Annotated in this window: 17 protein-coding genes; 11 read left to right on the top strand and 6 right to left on the bottom strand. The window is 54.6% G+C overall.

All coding sequences use genetic code 11. The annotated features are described in order from the left end of the window. Positions 1 to 99: 99 nt before the first annotated feature. A complete protein-coding gene (locus ACQE32_RS11780; protein ID WP_427021829.1) occupies positions 100 to 2,490 on the top strand; it encodes a phosphoketolase family protein in 2,391 nt (796 codons plus the stop codon). A 38-nt stretch (positions 2,491 to 2,528) separates the two neighbouring features. Here the strand turns inward: ACQE32_RS11780 and ACQE32_RS11775 are convergent, their stop codons facing one another. After that, positions 2,529 to 3,110 (bottom strand): LysE family translocator, encoded by a 582-nt coding sequence (locus ACQE32_RS11775; protein WP_426973928.1) that lies wholly within the window; start codon positions 3,108 to 3,110, stop codon positions 2,529 to 2,531. 134 nt (positions 3,111 to 3,244) lie between these two features. On the opposite strand from ACQE32_RS11775, the gene ACQE32_RS11770 reads away from it, so the two are divergent. Beyond that, entirely contained in the window at positions 3,245 to 4,714 is a 1,470-nt protein-coding gene (locus ACQE32_RS11770; protein WP_427021828.1) for a PLP-dependent aminotransferase family protein, read from the top strand. Positions 4,715 to 4,724: 10 nt separating this feature from the next. On the opposite strand, the gene ACQE32_RS11765 is transcribed toward ACQE32_RS11770, so the two are convergent. Then, entirely contained in the window at positions 4,725 to 5,348 is a 624-nt protein-coding gene (locus tag ACQE32_RS11765) for a glutathione S-transferase family protein (protein ID WP_250651403.1), read from the bottom strand. Between the two features lie 631 nt (positions 5,349 to 5,979). Here ACQE32_RS11765 and ACQE32_RS11760 point away from each other — a divergent pair. Together ACQE32_RS11760 and ACQE32_RS11755 are read left to right on the top strand one after the other, a co-directional pair. Further along, on the top strand, positions 5,980 to 6,105 hold the full coding sequence (locus tag ACQE32_RS11760; protein WP_426973927.1) for a hypothetical protein: 126 nt from the start codon (positions 5,980 to 5,982) through the stop codon (positions 6,103 to 6,105). Between the two features lie 234 nt (positions 6,106 to 6,339). Next, the gene (locus ACQE32_RS11755) at positions 6,340 to 7,191 is read left to right on the top strand and encodes a PhzF family phenazine biosynthesis protein (protein WP_426981358.1); all 852 of its coding nucleotides are present in this window, start codon (positions 6,340 to 6,342) and stop codon (positions 7,189 to 7,191) included. 62 nt (positions 7,192 to 7,253) lie between these two features. Here the strand turns inward: ACQE32_RS11755 and ACQE32_RS11750 are convergent, their stop codons facing one another. Then, the gene (locus tag ACQE32_RS11750; protein ID WP_426973925.1) at positions 7,254 to 8,012 is read right to left on the bottom strand and encodes an SDR family NAD(P)-dependent oxidoreductase; all 759 of its coding nucleotides are present in this window, start codon (positions 8,010 to 8,012) and stop codon (positions 7,254 to 7,256) included. A gap of 115 nt (positions 8,013 to 8,127) precedes the next feature. Here ACQE32_RS11750 and ACQE32_RS11745 point away from each other — a divergent pair, with 115 nt between their 5' ends. From ACQE32_RS11745 to ACQE32_RS11735, 3 genes are all read left to right on the top strand, one after another. Next, positions 8,128 to 9,027: a LysR family transcriptional regulator gene (locus ACQE32_RS11745; protein ID WP_426973924.1), complete on the top strand. Its 900-nt coding sequence runs from the start codon at positions 8,128 to 8,130 to the stop codon at positions 9,025 to 9,027. Between the two features lie 54 nt (positions 9,028 to 9,081). Next, the gene (yhjD, locus tag ACQE32_RS11740; protein ID WP_426973923.1) at positions 9,082 to 10,086 is read left to right on the top strand and encodes an inner membrane protein YhjD; all 1,005 of its coding nucleotides are present in this window, start codon (positions 9,082 to 9,084) and stop codon (positions 10,084 to 10,086) included. 282 nt (positions 10,087 to 10,368) lie between these two features. Then, entirely contained in the window at positions 10,369 to 11,700 is a 1,332-nt protein-coding gene (locus ACQE32_RS11735) for an MFS transporter (protein WP_426973922.1), read from the top strand. Between the two features lie 53 nt (positions 11,701 to 11,753). Here ACQE32_RS11735 and ACQE32_RS11730 read toward each other — a convergent pair whose 3' ends face one another. Both ACQE32_RS11730 and pdeH read right to left on the bottom strand, forming a co-directional pair. Then, positions 11,754 to 13,814: an AsmA family protein gene (locus ACQE32_RS11730; RefSeq protein WP_426981360.1), complete on the bottom strand. Its 2,061-nt coding sequence runs from the start codon at positions 13,812 to 13,814 to the stop codon at positions 11,754 to 11,756. Positions 13,815 to 13,867: 53 nt separating this feature from the next. Beyond that, positions 13,868 to 14,647: a cyclic-guanylate-specific phosphodiesterase gene (gene pdeH / locus ACQE32_RS11725; RefSeq protein WP_426973920.1), complete on the bottom strand. Its 780-nt coding sequence runs from the start codon at positions 14,645 to 14,647 to the stop codon at positions 13,868 to 13,870. Here pdeH and ACQE32_RS11720 point away from each other — a divergent pair. The 4 genes from ACQE32_RS11720 to ACQE32_RS11705 all read left to right on the top strand — a co-directional run bounded on the left by ACQE32_RS11720 (position 14,624) and on the right by ACQE32_RS11705 (position 17,741). Then, entirely contained in the window at positions 14,624 to 14,827 is a 204-nt protein-coding gene (locus ACQE32_RS11720; RefSeq protein ID WP_426981362.1) for a hypothetical protein, read from the top strand. The two genes, pdeH and ACQE32_RS11720, sit on opposite strands and share 24 nt — an antisense overlap. A gap of 84 nt (positions 14,828 to 14,911) precedes the next feature. Further along, on the top strand, positions 14,912 to 15,844 hold the full coding sequence (locus ACQE32_RS11715; RefSeq protein ID WP_427021894.1) for a sugar kinase: 933 nt from the start codon (positions 14,912 to 14,914) through the stop codon (positions 15,842 to 15,844). A 48-nt stretch (positions 15,845 to 15,892) separates the two neighbouring features. Beyond that, positions 15,893 to 16,534, top strand: coding sequence for a glutathione S-transferase family protein (locus ACQE32_RS11710; RefSeq protein WP_427021827.1), 642 nt, complete (start codon positions 15,893 to 15,895; stop codon positions 16,532 to 16,534). A 316-nt stretch (positions 16,535 to 16,850) separates the two neighbouring features. Continuing rightward, complete coding sequence (locus ACQE32_RS11705; protein ID WP_250651394.1) at positions 16,851 to 17,741, top strand: alpha/beta hydrolase; 891 nt, start codon at positions 16,851 to 16,853, stop codon at positions 17,739 to 17,741. Positions 17,742 to 17,790: 49 nt separating this feature from the next. Here ACQE32_RS11705 and ACQE32_RS11700 read toward each other — a convergent pair whose 3' ends face one another. Then, the gene (locus ACQE32_RS11700) at positions 17,791 to 19,284 is read right to left on the bottom strand and encodes a M16 family metallopeptidase (protein ID WP_427021826.1); all 1,494 of its coding nucleotides are present in this window, start codon (positions 19,282 to 19,284) and stop codon (positions 17,791 to 17,793) included. Between the last annotated feature and the right edge of the window lie 269 nt (positions 19,285 to 19,553).

Here is a 19,553-nt window from a genome sequence, read left to right as displayed (position 1 = left end):
AAGATTTCTTCTAGTAGGGTTAAAGAGTATTGATTTTCATTTCGCCCGGGTAAAGCGCTTCCTGGCCAAAATTGTGATTGTCGTCACCGGAGGAAAAGCATGACGAATGCACCTGATATCCAACAAGAACTCCAATTGCTCGATCGCTACTGGCGCGCCGCTAACTATCTGTCAGTGGGCCAAATCTATTTAATGAACAATCCCCTGCTGCGCGAGCCGCTACAGCCTGAACATATTAAACCGCGTCTGCTGGGTCACTGGGGCACCACGCCCGGCCTTAATTTTATCTATGCGCACCTTAATCGCGTTATCCGCCATCGCGATCTGGATATGATCTATATCTGCGGGCCAGGCCACGGCGGGCCGGGCATGGTGGCGAATACCTGGCTGGAAGGCAGCTACAGTGAGATCTATCCGGAGATCAGCGAAGACGCTATCGGCATGCAGCGACTGTTTAAGCAGTTCTCCTTTCCCGGCGGTATTCCCAGCCACGCCGCGCCGGAAACCCCAGGCTCGATTAACGAAGGCGGCGAGCTGGGCTATTCCCTGTCACACGCCTTTGGCGCGGTGTTCGATTATCCCGATCTGATTGCCGCTTGCGTGATTGGCGACGGCGAAGCGGAAACCGGCCCGCTCTCTTCCAGCTGGCACGGCATTAAATTCCTCAACGCCGCCCGCGACGGCGCCGTGCTGCCGATTCTGCATCTCAACGGCTATAAAATTGCCAATCCGACGCTGCTTGGGCGCAGCAGCGATGAAGACCTGCATCAGCTATTCAGCGGCTACGGTTATGAACCGCTGTTTGTCTGCGGCGACGAGCCAGAGAAAATGCACCGGCAGATGGCGGAAACGCTGGATAACGCCTGCGATAAGATCCACGAGTATCAACGCCGCGCCCGCAGCGGCGACGCGCCGGAAGCGATCCCGCGCTGGCCAATGATTATTCTGCGGAGTCCGAAAGGCTGGACCGGCCCGAAAACGGTAGAGGGCAAAAAGGTTGAGGATTTCTGGCGCGCGCATCAGGTGCCGGTCTCTTCCTGCCGTGAGAATCAAGAGCATCGTCAAATTCTGGAGCAGTGGATGCGCAGCTATCAGCCGGACGATCTGTTCGATGAACAGGGCAGGCTGAAGCCGGAGCTGCGTGCGCTCGCCCCGCAGGGGGAAAAGCGCATGGGCGCATCGCCTTATGCCAACGGCGGACGGCTACGCCGCGAGCTGGATACGCCTGATATCCGCGAGTTTGCCGTGAAGGTCACCACGCCTGGCGAAAAGCAGGTGCAGTCCACCGAAATTCTGGGGCAATATCTGTGCGCGATTTTCCAGCGTAATAAAGATAATTTCCGTCTGTTTGGCCCTGACGAAACCGCATCCAACCGTCTGGGCGACGTGTTCGACGTTACTAACCGCACCTGGATGGAGGAAGTCAGGTCTTACGATGAACAGCTGGCGCGCGATGGCCGGGTCATGGAGATCCTGAGCGAGCATCAGTGTCAGGGCTGGCTGGAGGGCTATCTGCTGACCGGACGTCACGGCCTGTTTAACTGCTATGAAGCCTTTATTCACATCATCGATTCGATGTTTAACCAACATGCGAAGTGGCTGAAAGTCACGCGCAAGCTGCCGTGGCGCGAGCCGGTATCCTCGCTGAATTATCTGCTCTCTTCTCACGTCTGGCGACAGGACCATAACGGCTACAGTCACCAGGACCCTGGCTTTATGGACCATGTCGCCAACAAAAAAGCTGATATTGTGCGCATCTATCTGCCGCCAGACGCTAACACGCTGCTGTGGGTAGGCGATCACTGTCTGAAAACCTGGGACCGCATTAACGTTATCGTGGCGGGCAAGCAGCCGGAGCCACAGTGGCTGACCATGGATCAGGCTATCAAACATTGTGAAGCGGGTCTGGGAATTTGGTCGTGGGCAGGCACTGAACAGCCAGGAGACGAGCCGGATGTGGTGATGGCCTGTGCCGGCGATGTACCTACCATGGAAACCCTGGCGGCAGTGGATCTGCTTAAAACCTGGTTGCCGGAGCTGAAAGTTCGCGTCGTCAACGTAGTAGACCTGATGGCGCTGCAAACCCAGGATCAGCACCCGCACGGCATGGAAGATGCCCAGTTTGACCAGATATTTACCCGCGATAAACCGGTAATCTTCGCATTTCATGGCTATCCCAGCCTGGTTCACCGGCTCACTTATCAGCGCAACAACCACCATAACTTCCATGTGCGCGGCTTTATGGAAGAAGGCACCACCACTACGCCGTTCGATATGACGGTGATGAATGAACTGGATCGCTATCACCTGGCGCAGGAGGCCATCCAGCGTATTCCATCGCTAACAGGCAAAGTGGATCACATCCTTGACGCGCTGGCAGAGAAAATTGCCGAACATCATCGTTACGTGCGCGAACATGGCGAAGACTTGCCGGAAGTACGCAACTGGAAATGGCCATCGCAGCAGGGCAGCAGCGACGTGCCGGAATAATCTTTGCGCGGCCTCCTGCGTGGGGCCGCTTTTTTCACTTACCGCCATACCTCATACAGCATCCACAGCGCCGTCAGCGCCAGCGAACCGGCCATTACGCTATTAAACAGACGTCGTTTCCACTCCACCGTCAGCAGCACGCGCAGCCGTTCGCCCAGAAACGCCCAGAGTAAAATGCAGGGCAGATTCAGTAGCGCATATCCTGTCAGCACGGTAACAATGCCGTTATCGGCGATATAGAGCAGCGCCACATTGCTGACCATCAGCCATGCCTTGGGGTTAATCGCCTGAAACAGCGCGCCGCCTAGCGTGGTCATGGGTCGTGCTTTGGCCTGTAGCGTAGGCGCTGCCGAACGCCAGATTTTCCAGGATAACCACAGCATCCAACCGCAGCCCAGCAGCGTTAACGGCTTGCGGATCTCCTGCATCCAGCCCAGCAGCAAATCCAGCGCCAGTGCCAACAGCAGCAGCTGCACCATGCAGCCCAGCAAAAAACCGCCGATCATCGGCAGCGTGCGACGCAAACCAAAGTTAACGCCAGAGGTCGCCAGTAACAGATTGTTCGGCCCAGGGGTTATCGACATTACGGTGACATAGCTGAAAAAAGAGGGATCGATCATGGCAGGCTCCAGGCTGATAACAGAAGCTTTATGTTATGCAGCGCCGGAGAATGGTAACAGAGACAGCAAAAGACTATTGTAATGGGTACAAAGCCTGTTTGATAAAATTGTACCCCACCGTTCAGGGAGCAACTGTGTCCATCGATCTCAGCGAAAACCGGCGTTATCAGCAGCTGGCGGATAATTTTGCCAGCGCCATTCATGACGGCACCTGGCTGCCAGGCAGCCGTTTGCCGGCGATTCGCCGGGTGGCAATGGCGCAGCAGGTCAGCATCAATACCGTTCTGAGCGCCTGGCGGCTGCTGGAAGATCGCGGGCTGATTGAGTCGCGCCCGCAGTCCGGTTATTACGTGCGCAGCATGCTGCCCGCGCCGGAAAAAAGTCCGGGCTATCTGACCACCATCAGCACGCCGGGGCAGGCCAAGCTGGATCTGATTGATACGGTGTTTGCGGCGCAAAATCACCCCGACTATATCAATATCTCCCTGGCCTGCCCGCGTGATGGCGACTTCTACCCCACGGCCAAACTGGCGCGTATTACCGCCTCGCTGCTACGCCGCCATCCGCAGATTATCGGACGCTATGCGCTGCCGCCGGGTAGCGAAACCTTACGTAAAGAGATCGCGCGGCGCGCCAGCTATATGGGTATGAAACTCACAGCCGAAAGCGTTACGCTGACGCATGGTTGCATGGAAGCGCTACAGCTGGCGCTGCGCGCCACGACGCGTCCGGGCGACTGCGTGGGCCTGGAGACGCCGACCTACTTTTTCCTGTTTCCGCTGCTCTCCAGTCTTGGTCTGAAGATGCTGGAAATTCCTACCGATCCACAAACCGGCCTGTCGCTGGATGCGCTGGAGATGGTGTTACAGGAAGGTCGTATTCAGGCGCTGATCGCCATGCCCGGCCTGCAAAACCCGTTGGGCTGTAGCATGACGCCAGAAAATAAAAAGCGGCTGGCGGCGCTGATGAATCAATGGCAGGTGCCGCTGATTGAGGATGGTTTATATGATGAACTGCAGTTCCGCGAGCCACAGCTGCCGACGGTAAAGGCGTTCGATCGCGACGGCTGGGTGATCTACTGCACCAGCTTTACCAAAACGGTGGCCCCGGACTTTCGTATCGGCTGGATGGCGGCAGGCCGCTACAGCAAAGAGATTGCCCGGCTGAAAGCCTTCTCTTCTATGGCGGAATCGGCGTTGCTGTGCGAGACGCTGGCACAGTTTCTGGCTACCGGCGGCTACGATCGTCACCTGCGATCGCTGCGCCGTCGCTATGCTGCCAATCTGGATGAAGCGCGGGCGTTAATTGCGCAGCATTTTCCGGTTGGCACCCGCGCCACGCTGCCACAGGGCGGCTTTGTTTTCTGGATAACGCTGCCGGACAGCATTGATACCGAGACGCTGTTTCATCGATTGTTGCAGGAAAAAATCTGCCTGACGCCCGGCGCGCTTTACACCCTGAGCGATCGCGCTAATCATGCAGTACGTCTTTCCTGCTGTTATCCCTTTGACGATCGTTATCGTTACGCCATCAGTCGTGCGGGCGCGGTGGCCTGTGAAATGAGCGGGTTGCCCGCTGGCGCGGTTGAGCCCCGGCAGGCTTGATCCTCTGCCTTTACGGGATACCGTTGCGCCCCCATTTTACGTAACCTTCCCGCCCGGTAAGCCGTTCATAATAGGCGCGAACGGCGGGATAATTTGCATGCTCAAGCGGCGTTTCATACCAGCGGTTAACCGACAGGCCAATAGGAATATCCGCCAGGCTAAAGCGATCGCCTGCAATATAGCGTCCGGTTTTTTCCAGCTGCTGATTTAAAATCCCCATGGTGTAAGTCCAGCCTTTACAGGCGGCGGCCAGCAGCCGTTCGTTCTGATGGGCGGGCGACTGACGCACCAGCGCCATAAAGGCGTAGCGCCAGGCCGTATTCAGTTCGGTGGCCTGCCAGTCTATCCAGCGATCAACCAGCGCACGCGCACGCGGGGCAGTCGGATAAAGCCATTCACCCTGGTAAGCGTTTGCCAGGTAGCGAATGATGGTATTCGATTCCCACAGCACAAAGTCTTCATCTTTGATCACCGGTATCATCGCATTAGGATTCAGCGCCAGGAAGCGCGCCTCATGGGTAGATTTGAACCCCTGGCCCCACTCTTCCCGCTGATAAGGCAGGGAAAGCTCGTCGCATAGCCAGAGCACTTTACGCACGTTGATAGAGGAGGCGCGTCCTAATATTGTCAGCATCAATTCAGCCCTGAATTTTTATATGGTTACTCTATTCATAGTGGTTGCCGTTGACGTTAGCAACGTAAACAGGGTAGTAATCAGTTTTCTGCCGTTATCAGGGCGCCCCTCTTCGCAAAATCTGGATGAAACGTGGCCGCTTATTGCCTGGCACGCCCCGATCGGTATCCACACAGGTATAGGGGTCTGTGAAATAAGCGTATGCTCCACAAGTTAAAATATTATGTCTAAAATCTTCATTGTCTCTATATATAAGATAGTTTTATCTTTTAGCAAAAGGTGATGCTTCTCATAAAATATGAATTAATCGATCTAATCACATAAAAAGCCAGCTTTTATTATCTGATTAACTGACGCTATGACATTCATGTCTCTCAATAATTAAGCATTGGGATAATCATGGGAAATTTAAAAAAAAGTGCCATATCTAATATAGTGGGATTATGCTTCAGTATATTACTTGCTCATCTTTCTTCATTGAGAATAATGTACGATGGCAGTTATCAACATACATGGGATGTTATTACTATCGTGATGGTATTCTTCGGCATCAAATATATAACAGTGTTACTCATTGACTTTATCTTCAAAAACAAACGACCATGAAAGCAAACTACACGAGGAAAATAAAATGAAAGAAATTCCTTTGAGCGTATTAAATAAAATAACTGGAGCCAGAGGAGCTCCTGCTACACCAGCTAATAACATTGGCGCATCTATGATTACAGGAGCTTTAGCTGGCATGTATTTGGGTTAGTTAAAAACCTGTTTATTCCCTCCAATCAAAAAAACCTTTAAGCGGCAAAAAATATATTGCCACTTTCTGGGATAATTAACGCACCTGGAAAAACTTGCTTATCCAGTAATTACTGACCAGCTTGTAAGAAAAGTGAGTTGGGGACCAGAAGCAAGGTATAAAGCAATCTAAATATTGACGTTAGCAACGTAAACAGGGTAGTAATCAGTTTTCTGGATCAACGTTGGGATGGTTATGGCACTCACTCTTCCGTTTAAGCAGGTCGATGTTTTCAGTAATACCGCTTTCTGTGGTAATCCACTGGCGGTGATCCTTGATGCCAGCGCGCTGAGCGATGCGCAAATGCAGGCTATCGCCCGCTGGACTAACCTGTCTGAAACCACCTTTGTCCTGCCGCCTCAGCATCCTGACGCTGATTATCGGGTGCGCATTTTTACTATTGAGGGCGAGCTGCCATTTGCCGGTCATCCTACGCTGGGTACGGCGCACGCGCTGCTGGAGGCGGGCCACCTGGTTAAAACGCCGGGCCGTATGGTGCAGGAATGCGGCGTGGGGCTGGTGCCCATTTCTGTGGTCGCCAACGGCGATCTGGCCTTTGCCGCGCCGGAGGCGGTGCTAACCGGCTGGGAGCATCCCGGCATCGCCGCCGCCCTGAACAGCGAAGCTTTTGATATGCAGCAGGCGGTGACAATTGTTGATATGGGCATCCGCTGGTTGCTGGTGCCGATGGCCTCGGCGCAGGCGGTACTGGATATTGTTCCCGACGTACCGCGTCTGGCGCAGCTGTTGCAGGATGCCGGGGTCTCTGGCGTGATGCCGTTTGGCCCGGCCAGCGATGGCAAAGTGCAATATGAGGTGCGCGGATTGCTGGTGGAACAGGGCGCGTTAACGGAAGATCCCGTTACCGGCAGCGCCAATGCCTGCCTGGCGCGTTATCTGGCGGCACAGGGCCGCCCGCATGATTATCTGGCGCGTCAGGGCACCGTTATTCAGCGTAACGGCCTGGTTTCCGTTCAGTACCGCGATGATGGCATCTGGATCGGCGGCAAAGTCGTTACTCTTATTGACGGCACCCTGACGGTGTAAATCTTATGCGGCCAGTGCGGAAGCCCTCCGCCTGGCCTGCCATCATCATCGCCTGTTCAGGGTTACAGAAACATGCCGCCAGATGCCTCGATGCGCTGGGCGGTGATCCAACCGGTATCTTCACTAAGCAGTGCAGCCACGGCACGTCCAATATCATCCGGCTGTCCGGCGCGTCCCATAGCAGTTTGCGCAGCGATCCAGGCATTAACCTCCGGATTATCGCGCACCGAACCGCCGCCAAAATCGGTTTCGATCGCACCGGGCGCCAGAATATTTACCGCAATACCGCGCGGCCCCAGTTCACGCGCCTGATAGCGCGTCAGCACTTCCATTGCGCCTTTCATTGATGCGTATGCCGCATAGCCGGGCGGGCTAAAACGCGCCAGTCCGCTGGAAACGTTGAGAATGCGGCCGCCGTCATTAATCAACGGCAGAAGACGCTGTGTCAGAAAAAAGGGACCTTTGAAATGGGTGAGCATCAGCGTATCGAATTGCTGCTCGCTGGTTTCAGCAAAAGCGTTGTACATGCCAACGCCTGCATTATTGAACAGATAATCAAAGCGCTCACGTTGCCACTTCGTGCGCAGCGTCTGCTGCAGGCGTTCGATAAAATCTGCGAAGCTCGGCACCTCAGCCACATCCAGCTGCAGTGCCACAGCGCGCTGGCCCAGAGCATGAATGGCTTCGACCACTTTTTCTGCTTCCTGCTGCTGTTGACGCCAGGTAATTATCACATCAACGCCTTTTTCCGCCAGTTTCAGCGCCGCATTACGTCCTAAACCCCGGCTGCCACCAGTTATCAATACAATTTTATCGCTCATGATGCGTCTCCTGCCTTTTTATCGCTTAAAAATCCAGCATATTGAAAACATTTTGTGCGATAAACTATGCTAATAACGTTTCACTGTTTCATTCCTGATAACAAACGGTGCATAAATGGATAAAATTCACGCAATGAAAGTGTTTGTCACGGTGGCGGAGATGGAGAGCTTTACCCGCGCGGCAGAAAGCCTTGGACTACCGAAAGGCAGCCTGTCGCGTCAGGTGCAGGCGCTGGAAGATGGATTAGGCACACGTCTGCTGCATCGCACTACCCGACGCGTACAGCTTACTCAGGATGGGCTGGCCTATTACGAACGCTGCCGCGATGTGCTGGCAACGCTGGAGGAGATGGATGCGCTGTTTCAGAACGAACCGGCCACGCTAAGCGGCCGCCTGCGGGTAGATATGCCGGTGGCGCTGGCGACCGATATCGTTATTCCACAGCTGCCGCAGTTCCTGCAGCACTATCCTGGCCTGGAACTGGAGCTAAGCAGCAGCGATCGACAGGTGGATGTGATTCGGGAAGGCTTTGACTGCGTGGTGCGCGTCGGCCAGCTTCAGGATTCCGGCCTGATGAGCCGTACGCTGGGCCTGCTGCAAATGGCAAACTGCGCCAGCCCCAGCTATCTGATGCGTTTTGGCATGCCGCTGCGGCTGGAAGAGCTTTCACAGCACGCGATGGTGCATTACAGCCAGCAATTTGGCGGCGCGCCCGCAGGCTTTGAATATTATGACGGTCAGCGCAGCCATTTTATCCAGACCGGCGGCGCGCTGACGGTTAACTCGACGCAAGCTTATCGTCACGCCTGCCTTGCCGGGCTGGGTATTATTCAGGCACCGCGTCACGGTATTCAGCCGCTGCTGGAAAATCAGCAACTGGTGGAAGTGCTGCCCGGTTTCCACGCCCGCGCTATGCCGCTGTCACTGCTTTGGCCGCACCGCCGCAATCTGGCCCAGCGGGTGAGAGTTTTTATGGAATGGCTGACGCAGCTGTTGAAAGGCTACGTTGCGTAACAGCGCGGCTATAATGACAAGCTAAAGCCCTAAACAAAAGGATGATTCCGGTTGATGACGGACAAAAACGCCCAGCCTCCTGTTGAGCAGGCAGAAGAGAAACCCCTGATTAATATCAAGACTGGCAACGCTACGGTTGATCGCTCGATTAGCCGGGTTTCACATTTTATAAGGTGGTTTCAGGCGATCCCGGCGGTAGCGCATTTTATTCGCGCCGGAGCACGTTTTACCGATCGCATGGGCAGCCAGTTTGGCGCCGCAATTACCTATTTCTCGTTTTTATCGCTGATCCCGATTCTGATGGTCTCTTTTGCAGCGGTGGGTTTTGTGCTGGCGTCGCATCCAACGTTGCTGAACGAATTGATTGAACGCATCGCCAACAGCATCAGCGATCCCACGTTAGCCAGCACGTTAAAAAATACGGTCAAAACGGCCGTTCAGCAGCGTACCACGGTGGGTATCACCGGTCTGCTGGTCGCGCTCTATTCAGGTCTTAACTGGATGGGCAACCTACGTGAAGCGATTCGCGCCCAGTCGCGTGACGTTTTTGAACGGGGTAAGGAGGATAAAGAAAAAATCTACTTTAAATATACCCGCGACTTTATTTCCCTGACCGGGCTGGTGCTGGCGCTGATTATTACTTTGTCGCTGACCTCTATCGCTGGCTCAGCGCAGGATGCGATTGTGCGGGCGCTGGGACTGGAAGATATCGAATGGCTGCGTCCGGCGATGACGCTGATTGCTCTCTCGATTTCTATTTGCGCCAACTATTTGCTGTTTCTGTGGATTTTCTGGATCCTGCCGCGCCATCGTCCCCATAAAAAAGCGCTGCTGCGTGGCACGCTGCTGGCGGCAATCGGCTTTGAGATCATTAAATTTATTATGACCATGACCCTGCCGAAGTTGGCCGCTTCGCCCTCCGGAGCTGCTTTTGGCTCAGTGCTGGGGCTGATGGCGTTTTTCTACTTCTTTGCTCGCCTGACGCTGTTTTGCGCTGCCTGGATTGCCACTGCCAACTATAAAGATGACCCCCAGCTGGAACTACGCAAGAAAAAATAGCCCATGCACGACGCGGTATATCAGACGAAAATACCGCGTCGTGTACACTATTTAAGCAACAGTTAGCATGAATAACTAACCCCTCACTTTTATTTTCCCGTTTTGCAGTGATTCCCGCCAGAAAACCAGCCATTCACCCTGCCATCCGCCGATAAAGCTTTATTGTTAAAAATTATCCTCTTTTCACCTGCTGAAGCCAGCCGTGACGCGGCTTTTCACCGTTGAACGCGCCTGAGGCAGTGCGTAAGATTCCTGAACACGATTTACAAATAAGAAACAATTATGCAAGCATCCATCGCTCCAACAATCGATACTGAAAACGACAACGCTCAGGTTAACTCGCGCAGTAAAGTGGTTATTGCGTCGCTGGTGGGAACCGCTATCGAATTCTTCGATTTCTATATTTATGCCACCGCCGCAGTGATTGTTTTCCCACATATTTTCTTTCCGCAGGGTGACGCCACCGTCGCCACGCTACAGTCGCTGGCAACTTTCGCCATTGCTTTTATCGCGCGCCCTATCGGCTCAGCGCTATTTGGTCATTTCGGCGATCGTGTGGGTCGTAAGGCCACGCTGGTTGCCTCGCTGTTAACCATGGGGATCTCTACGGTAGTTATTGGTCTGCTGCCCGGCTACGCTACCATTGGCGTTTTTGCACCGCTGCTGCTGGCGCTGGCGCGCTTTGGTCAGGGGTTGGGTCTGGGCGGCGAATGGGGCGGCGCAGCGCTGCTGGCAACGGAAAACGCGCCCGCGAAGAAACGCGCGCTCTATGGCTCTTTTCCGCAGCTTGGCGCGCCGATTGGCTTCTTCTTTGCCAACGGCACCTTCCTGCTGCTCTCCTGGCTGTTAACTGACGAGCAGTTTATGAGCTGGGGCTGGCGTGTGCCGTTTGTGCTGTCGGCGGTGCTGGTAATTATTGGCCTTTACGTGCGCGTGTCGCTGCATGAAAGTCCGGTATTCGCTAAAGTGCAGAAAGAGAAAAAGCAGGTACGCATTCCCATCGGTACGCTGCTGAGCAAGCATCTGGGTGCAACGATCCTTGGCACCTTTATCATGCTGGCGACCTACACGCTGTTTTATATTATGACCGTTTATTCAATGAGCTATGGCACCGCGCCGGTTCCAGCCGGTCTCGGCTTTTCACGCAACAGCCTGTTGTGGATGCTGATGGTGGCAGTGATCGGTTTTGGCGTGATGGTGCCGATCGCCGGTCTTCTGGCTGACCGCTATGGTCGCCGTAAAACCATGATCGTGATTACGTTGGGGATTCTGGTTTTTGCGCTGCTGTTCCCGTCGCTGATGGCATCTGGCAGCCAGACGATGATGATGGTGTTTCTGCTGCTCGGCCTGAGCATTATGGGCCTGACTTTTGGCCCGATGGGCGCGCTGCTGCCGGAGCTGTTCCCCACGGAAGTGCGTTATACCGGCGCGTCATTTTCATACAATCTGTCGTCGATTCTCGGCGCATCGGTAGCACCTTATATCGCCGCCTGGCTTAACGCTAATTACGGCCTGTTTGCCGTCGGTCTCTATCTGGCGGCAATGGCATTGCTCACGCTCATTGCGCTAATCGCCTGTAAAGAGACGCGCCATCAAACGCTATATGAGGCGTAACCAAAAGCGGTAATAAAAAAGGCGTCTAAATGACGCCTTTTTTACGTTGCGCGTTACTTCTGCTCCTTCATTTGCTGTAAGACATTCACGCACTGATTGTCTTCATTATCGCTGGGGGAAATCAGCGCCAGTAGCGCTGCTGCCGGAGTCAGTACCGTGCCTAACGCTACTGCCGCCGCGCCGCGCGCCAGCAGCGGGCCTTTTTTCACGCCTGCATCCGGGTTTTTAAAGGTACCGCGCACGTATAGCGGCGAGCGCAGAGTAACAATACGTACGCCTTTGCTTTCCGGATTGATAGAGAGATCCATGCGCTCATTGGCAAAGTTAACGTTACCGGAAAGGTAAACCACGGCATTCGTGGTATCAAAAACAAACAGCCGCGACGAGGCAACGCCGTTACGCACCTCCAGATTGGCGGCTGCACAGTTGATACGCACTTCTTCATCGCCAAACAGCTTGCCCACCACGTAGTTACCCACGTTCAGACCAATAATCTCCATCAGGCTACGGCTGATCACGCCCTCGTTCATCAGCAGCTTCATATCGCCATCGCTGGTAGCCAACAGATCCGCTACGGAATTGCCGGTGCCGCTTAACTTCGCATCGCCATTCAACTCACCCATACTGCTACGCATCGCCTCTACGTCCGGTAAAAGCTGGCGCAGATGCAACCGACGAGCATGCAGGTCAGCCCGGCCACGCATGGGCGTTCGACTACCTTCCAGACGAATAGTTGAATTGATAGAGCCGCCCGCAATGCCAAAGCGCAGCGGATCCAACAGCAGATCGCCATCTTTTAGCTGTAAATGGGTATAAAGATCGCTTAACGGTAGCGAATTACTGTGCTCGATACGCTTGCCGCTGAATTTCACATCAGCATCCATTACGTCCCAGTTTTTAGTATCGAAACGATCATGCGGCAGCACACGATCGGCAGGTTGATTGCTGCTGTCGCTACCTTTTGCTTTTGTACGCTTGCTGCTGTCGCTGTCTTTGCCAGAATCCACGCCAATCAGCGGCCCTAAATCCGCCATGCGTAGCTGGCGAGACTCTACTTCCCCGCTCAGCTTCGGTCGCGGTTTGCCCTGCGTATAGGTCAGCGTGCCGTGAACATCGCTATCGCCGATATGACCATTGAAATTCTCGTAATGGTAAACGGTAGCGCCCTTTTCACGGAATTTTACTTTCAGATGACCATCGGTCTCATATGGCGGGGTATCCGGCAGCAGTACGCCGGTTAAATCGTAAAGGTTAGCCAGCGTATCGCCGGAAAAACGCACGCGCAGATCCAGCCCGCCCAGATTAAGCGGATCCTGCAGGCTGCCGGTAATCCCGACGCGCGTCGAGCCATTGCGTACCTCAGCCTGCACCGGGAAAGGCGTCGTTTTGCTGCGCAACGACAGCATGCCGCCCAGCTTACCGCTTCCCTCAAGCTGCTGATCGTTCCAGGTGCCGCTGGCGCGCCAGCCAAAGATGAAATCCGCTGCGCCCTTCTGCTTATCATCGCCGCCAGCAATCTGGCTATAAGCCACCGGCTTGCCCAGCGGATCCACTTCCATTTTCACATTGGCTTTATTAATCGCATCGCGCCAGGCGATATGCGCCCGATCAAACACAATATTATCCAGGCGAAAAGACCAGGCGGAAGGCTGCTGCTCCGTCTCTGGCTGGTCGCTGCTGGCGAGTTCAAAGGTCCAGTTGTTCTTTTTATCGGCGGTTTGGATCAGGCGGGCGTTTGGCTGCTGAAGCTTGATCCAGGGAATAAAAATCTCTTTGTGCAGCAGCGCCAGCGGTGAAATTGTCGCGTCGGCACGCTGTAAGTGCACCATTGTGACGTCAGGAATATCGGGCGGATTGCCCAGAACAATATCTTCGGCATGTATTTGCGGCCAGGGCACCCAACGACGCCAGCCCGGCTCATCGCGGTTGCGCACCCAGTTAACGCCAAGGTCGCCGCGAATCGCGAAAGGTCGGTTCAGCTCCGTAGAGACTTTCTGGTTGATGGTTGGCTTCAGGCGATTCCAGTCGAAGGTTGCGATTACAACCACAATCACCACAACCAGCAAACAAAAAATCCCAATAACCCAGCTGGTAACTTTTCCTGTGCGTGACATCTCCATCTCCTTACCTGCAATCTATCTGGTAAAGATAGTAGAGAGGAGACAAATCAGCATCCGGCAAGCTGAAACGGCAGATTAACCAGTTCATCAAAAGGCTGCGGACGCGCAAAGAAATAGCCCTGCGCAGCGAAAGCGGGCGAATTGCGCACCTGCTCCCACTCTTCGGCCGTCTCCACTCCTTCGACAATCACCCCTTTACAGTAGCGATTAATCAGCGCCAGCAGTGATGTAAACAGGCAGCGGCCCTCTTCGCTGTTACGCAACAGAATAAACAGCTCGCGTGCCAGCTTGATGTAATCGTAGCTTAGCTCTGTCAGCGCAGAAAAGTTCGCCATGCCGGAGCCAAAGTCGTCCAGCCACAGCGCGCCCAGTTCCGGCATCTGCACCACCATCTCTTCCTGCGGCAGAACATGATGCTCAACCAGCTCAAAGCGAACCCAGGGCAGGCGGGCAATCAGCGCACGCAGCGGCGCGTGATGCTGAATCGCCAGTAGCGCCGGCCCGTCGATATTCACCGACGCAACACATCCGGCATCTTCGAAAAAGCGTTCCCGCTGGCTTAGCAGCTCCAGCTGTTCCTGAATAACATATAAGCGTTGGGGAATATCCAGTGCAGCAAAATAGCGTTCCGGCGACAGTTTCTGACCCGGCGCAGACGCATGCGACACCGCCGTCAGTAGCTCAATTGCCATCAGGCGGCCCGTAACCTGATAAATCGGTTGGAAGGTGTAAAAACGCTGGCATCCCAGCCAATAGTGCCGCTGTTCTTGATGTTGTTGCATGACAATTGAGGAAGGAAGCCGATGACTTATTTTATTCATCATCATGATTTTTATCCTGATAGTCAGGCCCTGTTCCTGAGTCAATCGCAGCATACTGGTAAAGTTTTCGGAGCCAGCGCTGCGTTGAAGGCAGCTACTTTAACAGCAAGAAACCTTTTCAATCGTAACAATAACATGGTGATTTATTGCTTTATCGCTGCTTATATCAGCAAATTAACAACTTAAGTTAAATTAAAACGCTGTTTTAAAATATTGACTCACCGCCGCGCTCGGTGGAGACTAAAGCCTTTTATTACGGGGGTGATTATGATGGCAGGGAAAAAAATAGCGGTAATCGGCGAGTGCATGATCGAACTTTCATCACAGGGAGAGGCGCTGAAGCGAGGCTTTGGCGGCGATACGCTGAACACCGCCGTCTATATTGCACGTCAAACGCAGGCTGATCAGCTGACGGTAGAGTACATTACCGCACTGGGCAACGATAATTTCAGCAGTGAAATGCTTACCGCATGGCAGCAGGAAGGCGTGCAGACCGGGCTGGTTCAGCGCCTGGATAACCGCTTGCCTGGCCTGTACGTGATTGAAACTGATGCGCACGGCGAACGCACCTTTAGCTACTGGCGTAATGAAGCCGCTGCGCGTTTCTGGCTGCAAAGCCCACAGGCAGAGGCGATTTGCCAGCAGCTGGCGCAATTCGATTATCTCTATCTCAGCGGCATCAGCCTGGCGATTCTGTCAGCAGAAGATCGGCAGCGGCTGATGACACTGCTCTCTGCCTGTCGCGTTAACGGCGGCAAAGTCATCTTTGATAACAACTATCGACCACGCCTTTGGGCAAGCCGCGAGGCGGCGCAGCAGGCCTATCAGGCCATGCTCAGCTGCACCGATATCGCTTTTCTGACGCTGGATGATGAAACCGCGCTATGGGATGAAGCGCCTGTAGAGCAGGTGATTGCCCGCACTCGCGCCGCCGGCGTAAGCGAAATCGTTATCAAGCGCGGCGCGGATGCCTGTCTGGTGGCGCTGAACGATGAGCCGCTGCTGGAAGTACCGGCCATCCGGCTGGAAAAAGAAAAAATTATCGATACCACCGCAGCGGGCGACTCCTTTAGCGCAGGCTATCTGGCGGTGCGGCTGTGCGGCGGCAGCGCGCAGGAAGCGGCGCAGCGTGGTCACCTGACTGCCAGCACGGTTATCCAGCATCGCGGCGCAATTATTCCGCTTAATGCTATGCCGCGCTAAAAGCGGCGCTTATGCTGTAGGCTCCGCTATCGCTCAGGAGAGTAAGCAATGCTTAAGGTTTGGGGACGTAAAACGTCATCGAATGTACAGACTGTAATGTGGTGTATTGGCGAGATGGGGTTGCCTTACCAGCGCATCGACATCGGACACAAATATGGCGGTAACCATACGCCAGAGTTTTTGGCGATGAACCCCAACGGCCTGGTGCCGGTGCTGCGTGATGGCGACAGCCAGCCGCTGTTTGAATCCGCCGCCATTGTCCGTTACCTCGCCAGCCGCTATGGCGATGATGCTTTCTGGCCCCAGGACGCGCTGGCGCGTGCGGCCGTGGATATCTGGGCGGAATGGGCGAAGTCTAACGTCTATGTGAGCTTTATGCGTCCGGTGTTCTGGCCGGTTTTTGTCACCGCGCCGCAGGAGCGGGATGAGCAGGCGATCGCCGCCGCGCTGGATAATCTCACGAAGCTGCTAAAGATTGCCGACCAGCGGCTGACGCAGCATGACTATCTGGCAGGCGATCGACTAACGGTCGCAGATATCCTGTTTGGCACGCTGCTTTACCGCTATTACACGCTGGAGATTGAGCGCCCCACCTTGCCTGCTCTGGAAAATTATTATCAGCGCTTAACGCAGCGTCCGGCCTATCGGGAGCATGTTATGGTGCCCTACGCCGAGCTGCGTAACTGGTAGCCGGCAGGCAAGCGCTTCACTAATAACCGCTTCGCGTAGCCGGGGCGGTTTTTATTAGCGCAACAGCTGTCTGCCACGCAAGAAAGCCCTGCCTATCTTTCTGCCTTTTCTTTATTTTGCGTCGCAAGCAATTAATAAAAATCACTATTTTCACCTAAGCTAAATTTGCATTCTCCTCGCCAGGCTAATTCTGATTCTGTTGTTTAGCGCACAGTAAATGCTGGACGCGCATGCCTTTCAACGCCAATGATTAATGATGCCCCGCCTTCGTAGTACCTGGCTCCGGCACCTAACATCACGCTAATCAGGACAGGTTATGAAAGCAGATATTTTCAATCTCTGGCCACAAGGCGACGCGCCCGGAGCCAGTCAGTCGACCGCTAAACCGCAAATCATCGATTTAGCCAAAGAATTTGAACCTTACAATCGGGCAGCGTCCGGCGTTCGCTGTCCTGAACTGGCCGTCTGGTATCCGGAAGAATCAAACGGCACCACGCTGCTGGTCGCGCCAGGCGGCAGCTTTGCGCGCATTATGATTGATAGCGAAGGCAGTTCGTTGGCGACGTTCTTCACCGCAATGGGTTATACGCTGGCGGTAATGACCTATCGCCTGCCGGGAGATGGACATCATGAAGGGGCCGATGCGCCGCTGGCTGACGCACAGCGGGCAGTTCGCGTTTTGCGCGATCGTGCCGCGCGCGGCCTTAACGGTAAACGCATTGTGATGCTGGGTTTCTCCGCCGGCGGATACGTTGCCGCCAGCGTGGGTACGCGCTTTAGCGAAAAGCTTTATCCACCGCAGGATAACGCAGACAAACTCTCGGCGCGTCCTGATGCGCTGGTGCTGGTCTATCCGGTTATCTCCATGCGCGATGGTCTGGCGCACGCCGAATCGCGTCAGCGGCTGCTTGGCGCATGGCCGGACGATAAAACTCTGGAAGCTTATTCGCTGGAAACCCGCGTGACGCGTGAAACACCACCGGTGCTGCTGATCCATGCCGTTGATGATGAAAGCGTGCCGGTCACCCACAGCATGGCCTTTTTCAGCGCCCTGCGGGAGCAAAAAGTGCCGGTGGAACTGCATTTTTATGAGCGCGGCGGCCACGGCTTTGGGATGCGCAATCTGGCCGATTCGCCGTTAGCCAGCTGGCCAATGCTGGTAACTGAATGGCTGCGGGCGAAAAAAACCGCTACCACCACAGTCTGACAGCGCGCAAAAAAACGCCGGTGAGATTTAACCCCCACCGGCGATGATTTTATGACTGTGGCACCGGAATATCTGACACTTCCGCTTTGCCCTCTTCCTGTGTGGCAGCCACCGGAGCCGGCGGCGGGGTCATGATTTTCTGCCAGCTCTCATGCAGCGCTTTGATATTGGCTTCTGGTTCGCCCTGCGGCTGCATCAGCGCCATCGTCAGCTCCTGCGACAGCTGTTGACGCAGCTCCTGGTTCAGCGCAGTCAGCGTCAGGCTATTCAGGAAATCCTGCCGGTATTTTTGATACTGCTCCGGCGCAATATCCACTACCGCGTTTTGCTGCGAGCGTAAACGCTGGCTCATCAATACATCGGTATCAGTACGCGCATAAGTGGCGAACAATTTATTCAGCTCGGTGGTTTTCTGCGCCATCAGCGCGTCAAACTCCGACTGCGGCAGGCCATTATCACGCACGTTAGCCAGCTCGTGAGCAATCAGGGTCATATTCTTCTCCAGCGTTTCTGCGCTGGAATCCATGCTGATCGCACACTGCGCCCGCTGGTAAAGCACGCGGCAGTCAAAGCCCACCTGAACGCCCTGCGCTTTGCTGTCGCTTAATACGCGCTGGACATGCCAGAACAGCGCTTCACGCGCCAGATCGCTCTGCCAGTAGCGGATAAGATTTTGCGAATCACGGATGGGCTGCCAGGGCATATCCCAGATTAGCGACAGACGATCCTGCTTCAGGCTGGGATTCACCAGAGTAACCGGCTGCGGCGGCAATGGAGCAAGCGTCGGCATCGGTGCTGGCGTATCACGCTTGCCTGTTAACGGCGAGAAGGCTTTATTAATCTGCTCGCTAAGGGCGCGGCTATCAACATTGCCAACAACAAAGAGCGTCATGGCATCGGGCGTATACCATTGCTTATAGAAGCTGCCAAGCTGATTGATATCAACCGGTGCTTTGGGCTGCTCGGCGGGATCGTGCCCCAACAGCGTGGAACCTTTCAGCCGGTAACGCCACCAGACGTCACGTGGATTAAGCGGCCAGCTGGCGATGGGATCGTCAGCGCCAAGCGCGGTGTTTACCACCTGCTCATTGATCGACATTTTGCCTGCCGTGGCAGAAAGCCAGCTTAACGCCTCCTTCAACAGTTCCGGGCGGTTATTTGGCAGGCTGAGATTGTATAACGTGAATTCATAGGATGTAACGGCTGGCGGCAACGGACGATCGGGGTCCATTCCCTGCTGCCAGAGCGAGCGCTGCTGCGCTGGATCAAGCTCGGTATTATGGACCATCGCCAGGCGAGGCAGCAGATGACTAAAGCCGGTTTGCTGGGCATTTTCCATCAGCGATCCGGTATTCACCATCAGGCGAACTTCCACACGATCGTTGGGACGCTGCGGCGTGCTGAGCAGCTGCCATTTAAAACCGTTATCTAATTTGCCCTGCTGCCAGGCGGGATCGGGTTGTAGTGTTTCAGCCTGCAATGTGCCGCTGACGGCCGCCAGCAACAACCCACCAACCAAAAGACGCATTCTGGTGCCCTGCATGTGAACCCCTACTCAATTACCAACTTAATCTTCATTGATGACGCACGATAGTCTGACGCTATCTTCCTGTTGATAACGCACAGCGGGCGCACCGGCAGTTAGACCACGCAAAAACGAGGTTGTCACACAACGACGTGAAATAAAATGAACGTTAACCGTGCCAGGCCATCTCCGGTGCCATGAGCTGACACAGTCTGTGTGGGCTTTATTATGCAAATGCCCGCTGCAAGGGCAAGTCACAGCGGGCACAGATAAAGGTTTTTTATGGT

It is taken from the genome of Pantoea sp. FN0302, from assembly GCF_050113775.1.
Taxonomy (GTDB): domain Bacteria; phylum Pseudomonadota; class Gammaproteobacteria; order Enterobacterales; family Enterobacteriaceae; genus Mixta; species Mixta alhagi.
This window is presented reverse-complemented; position numbering and strand designations above follow the sequence as displayed.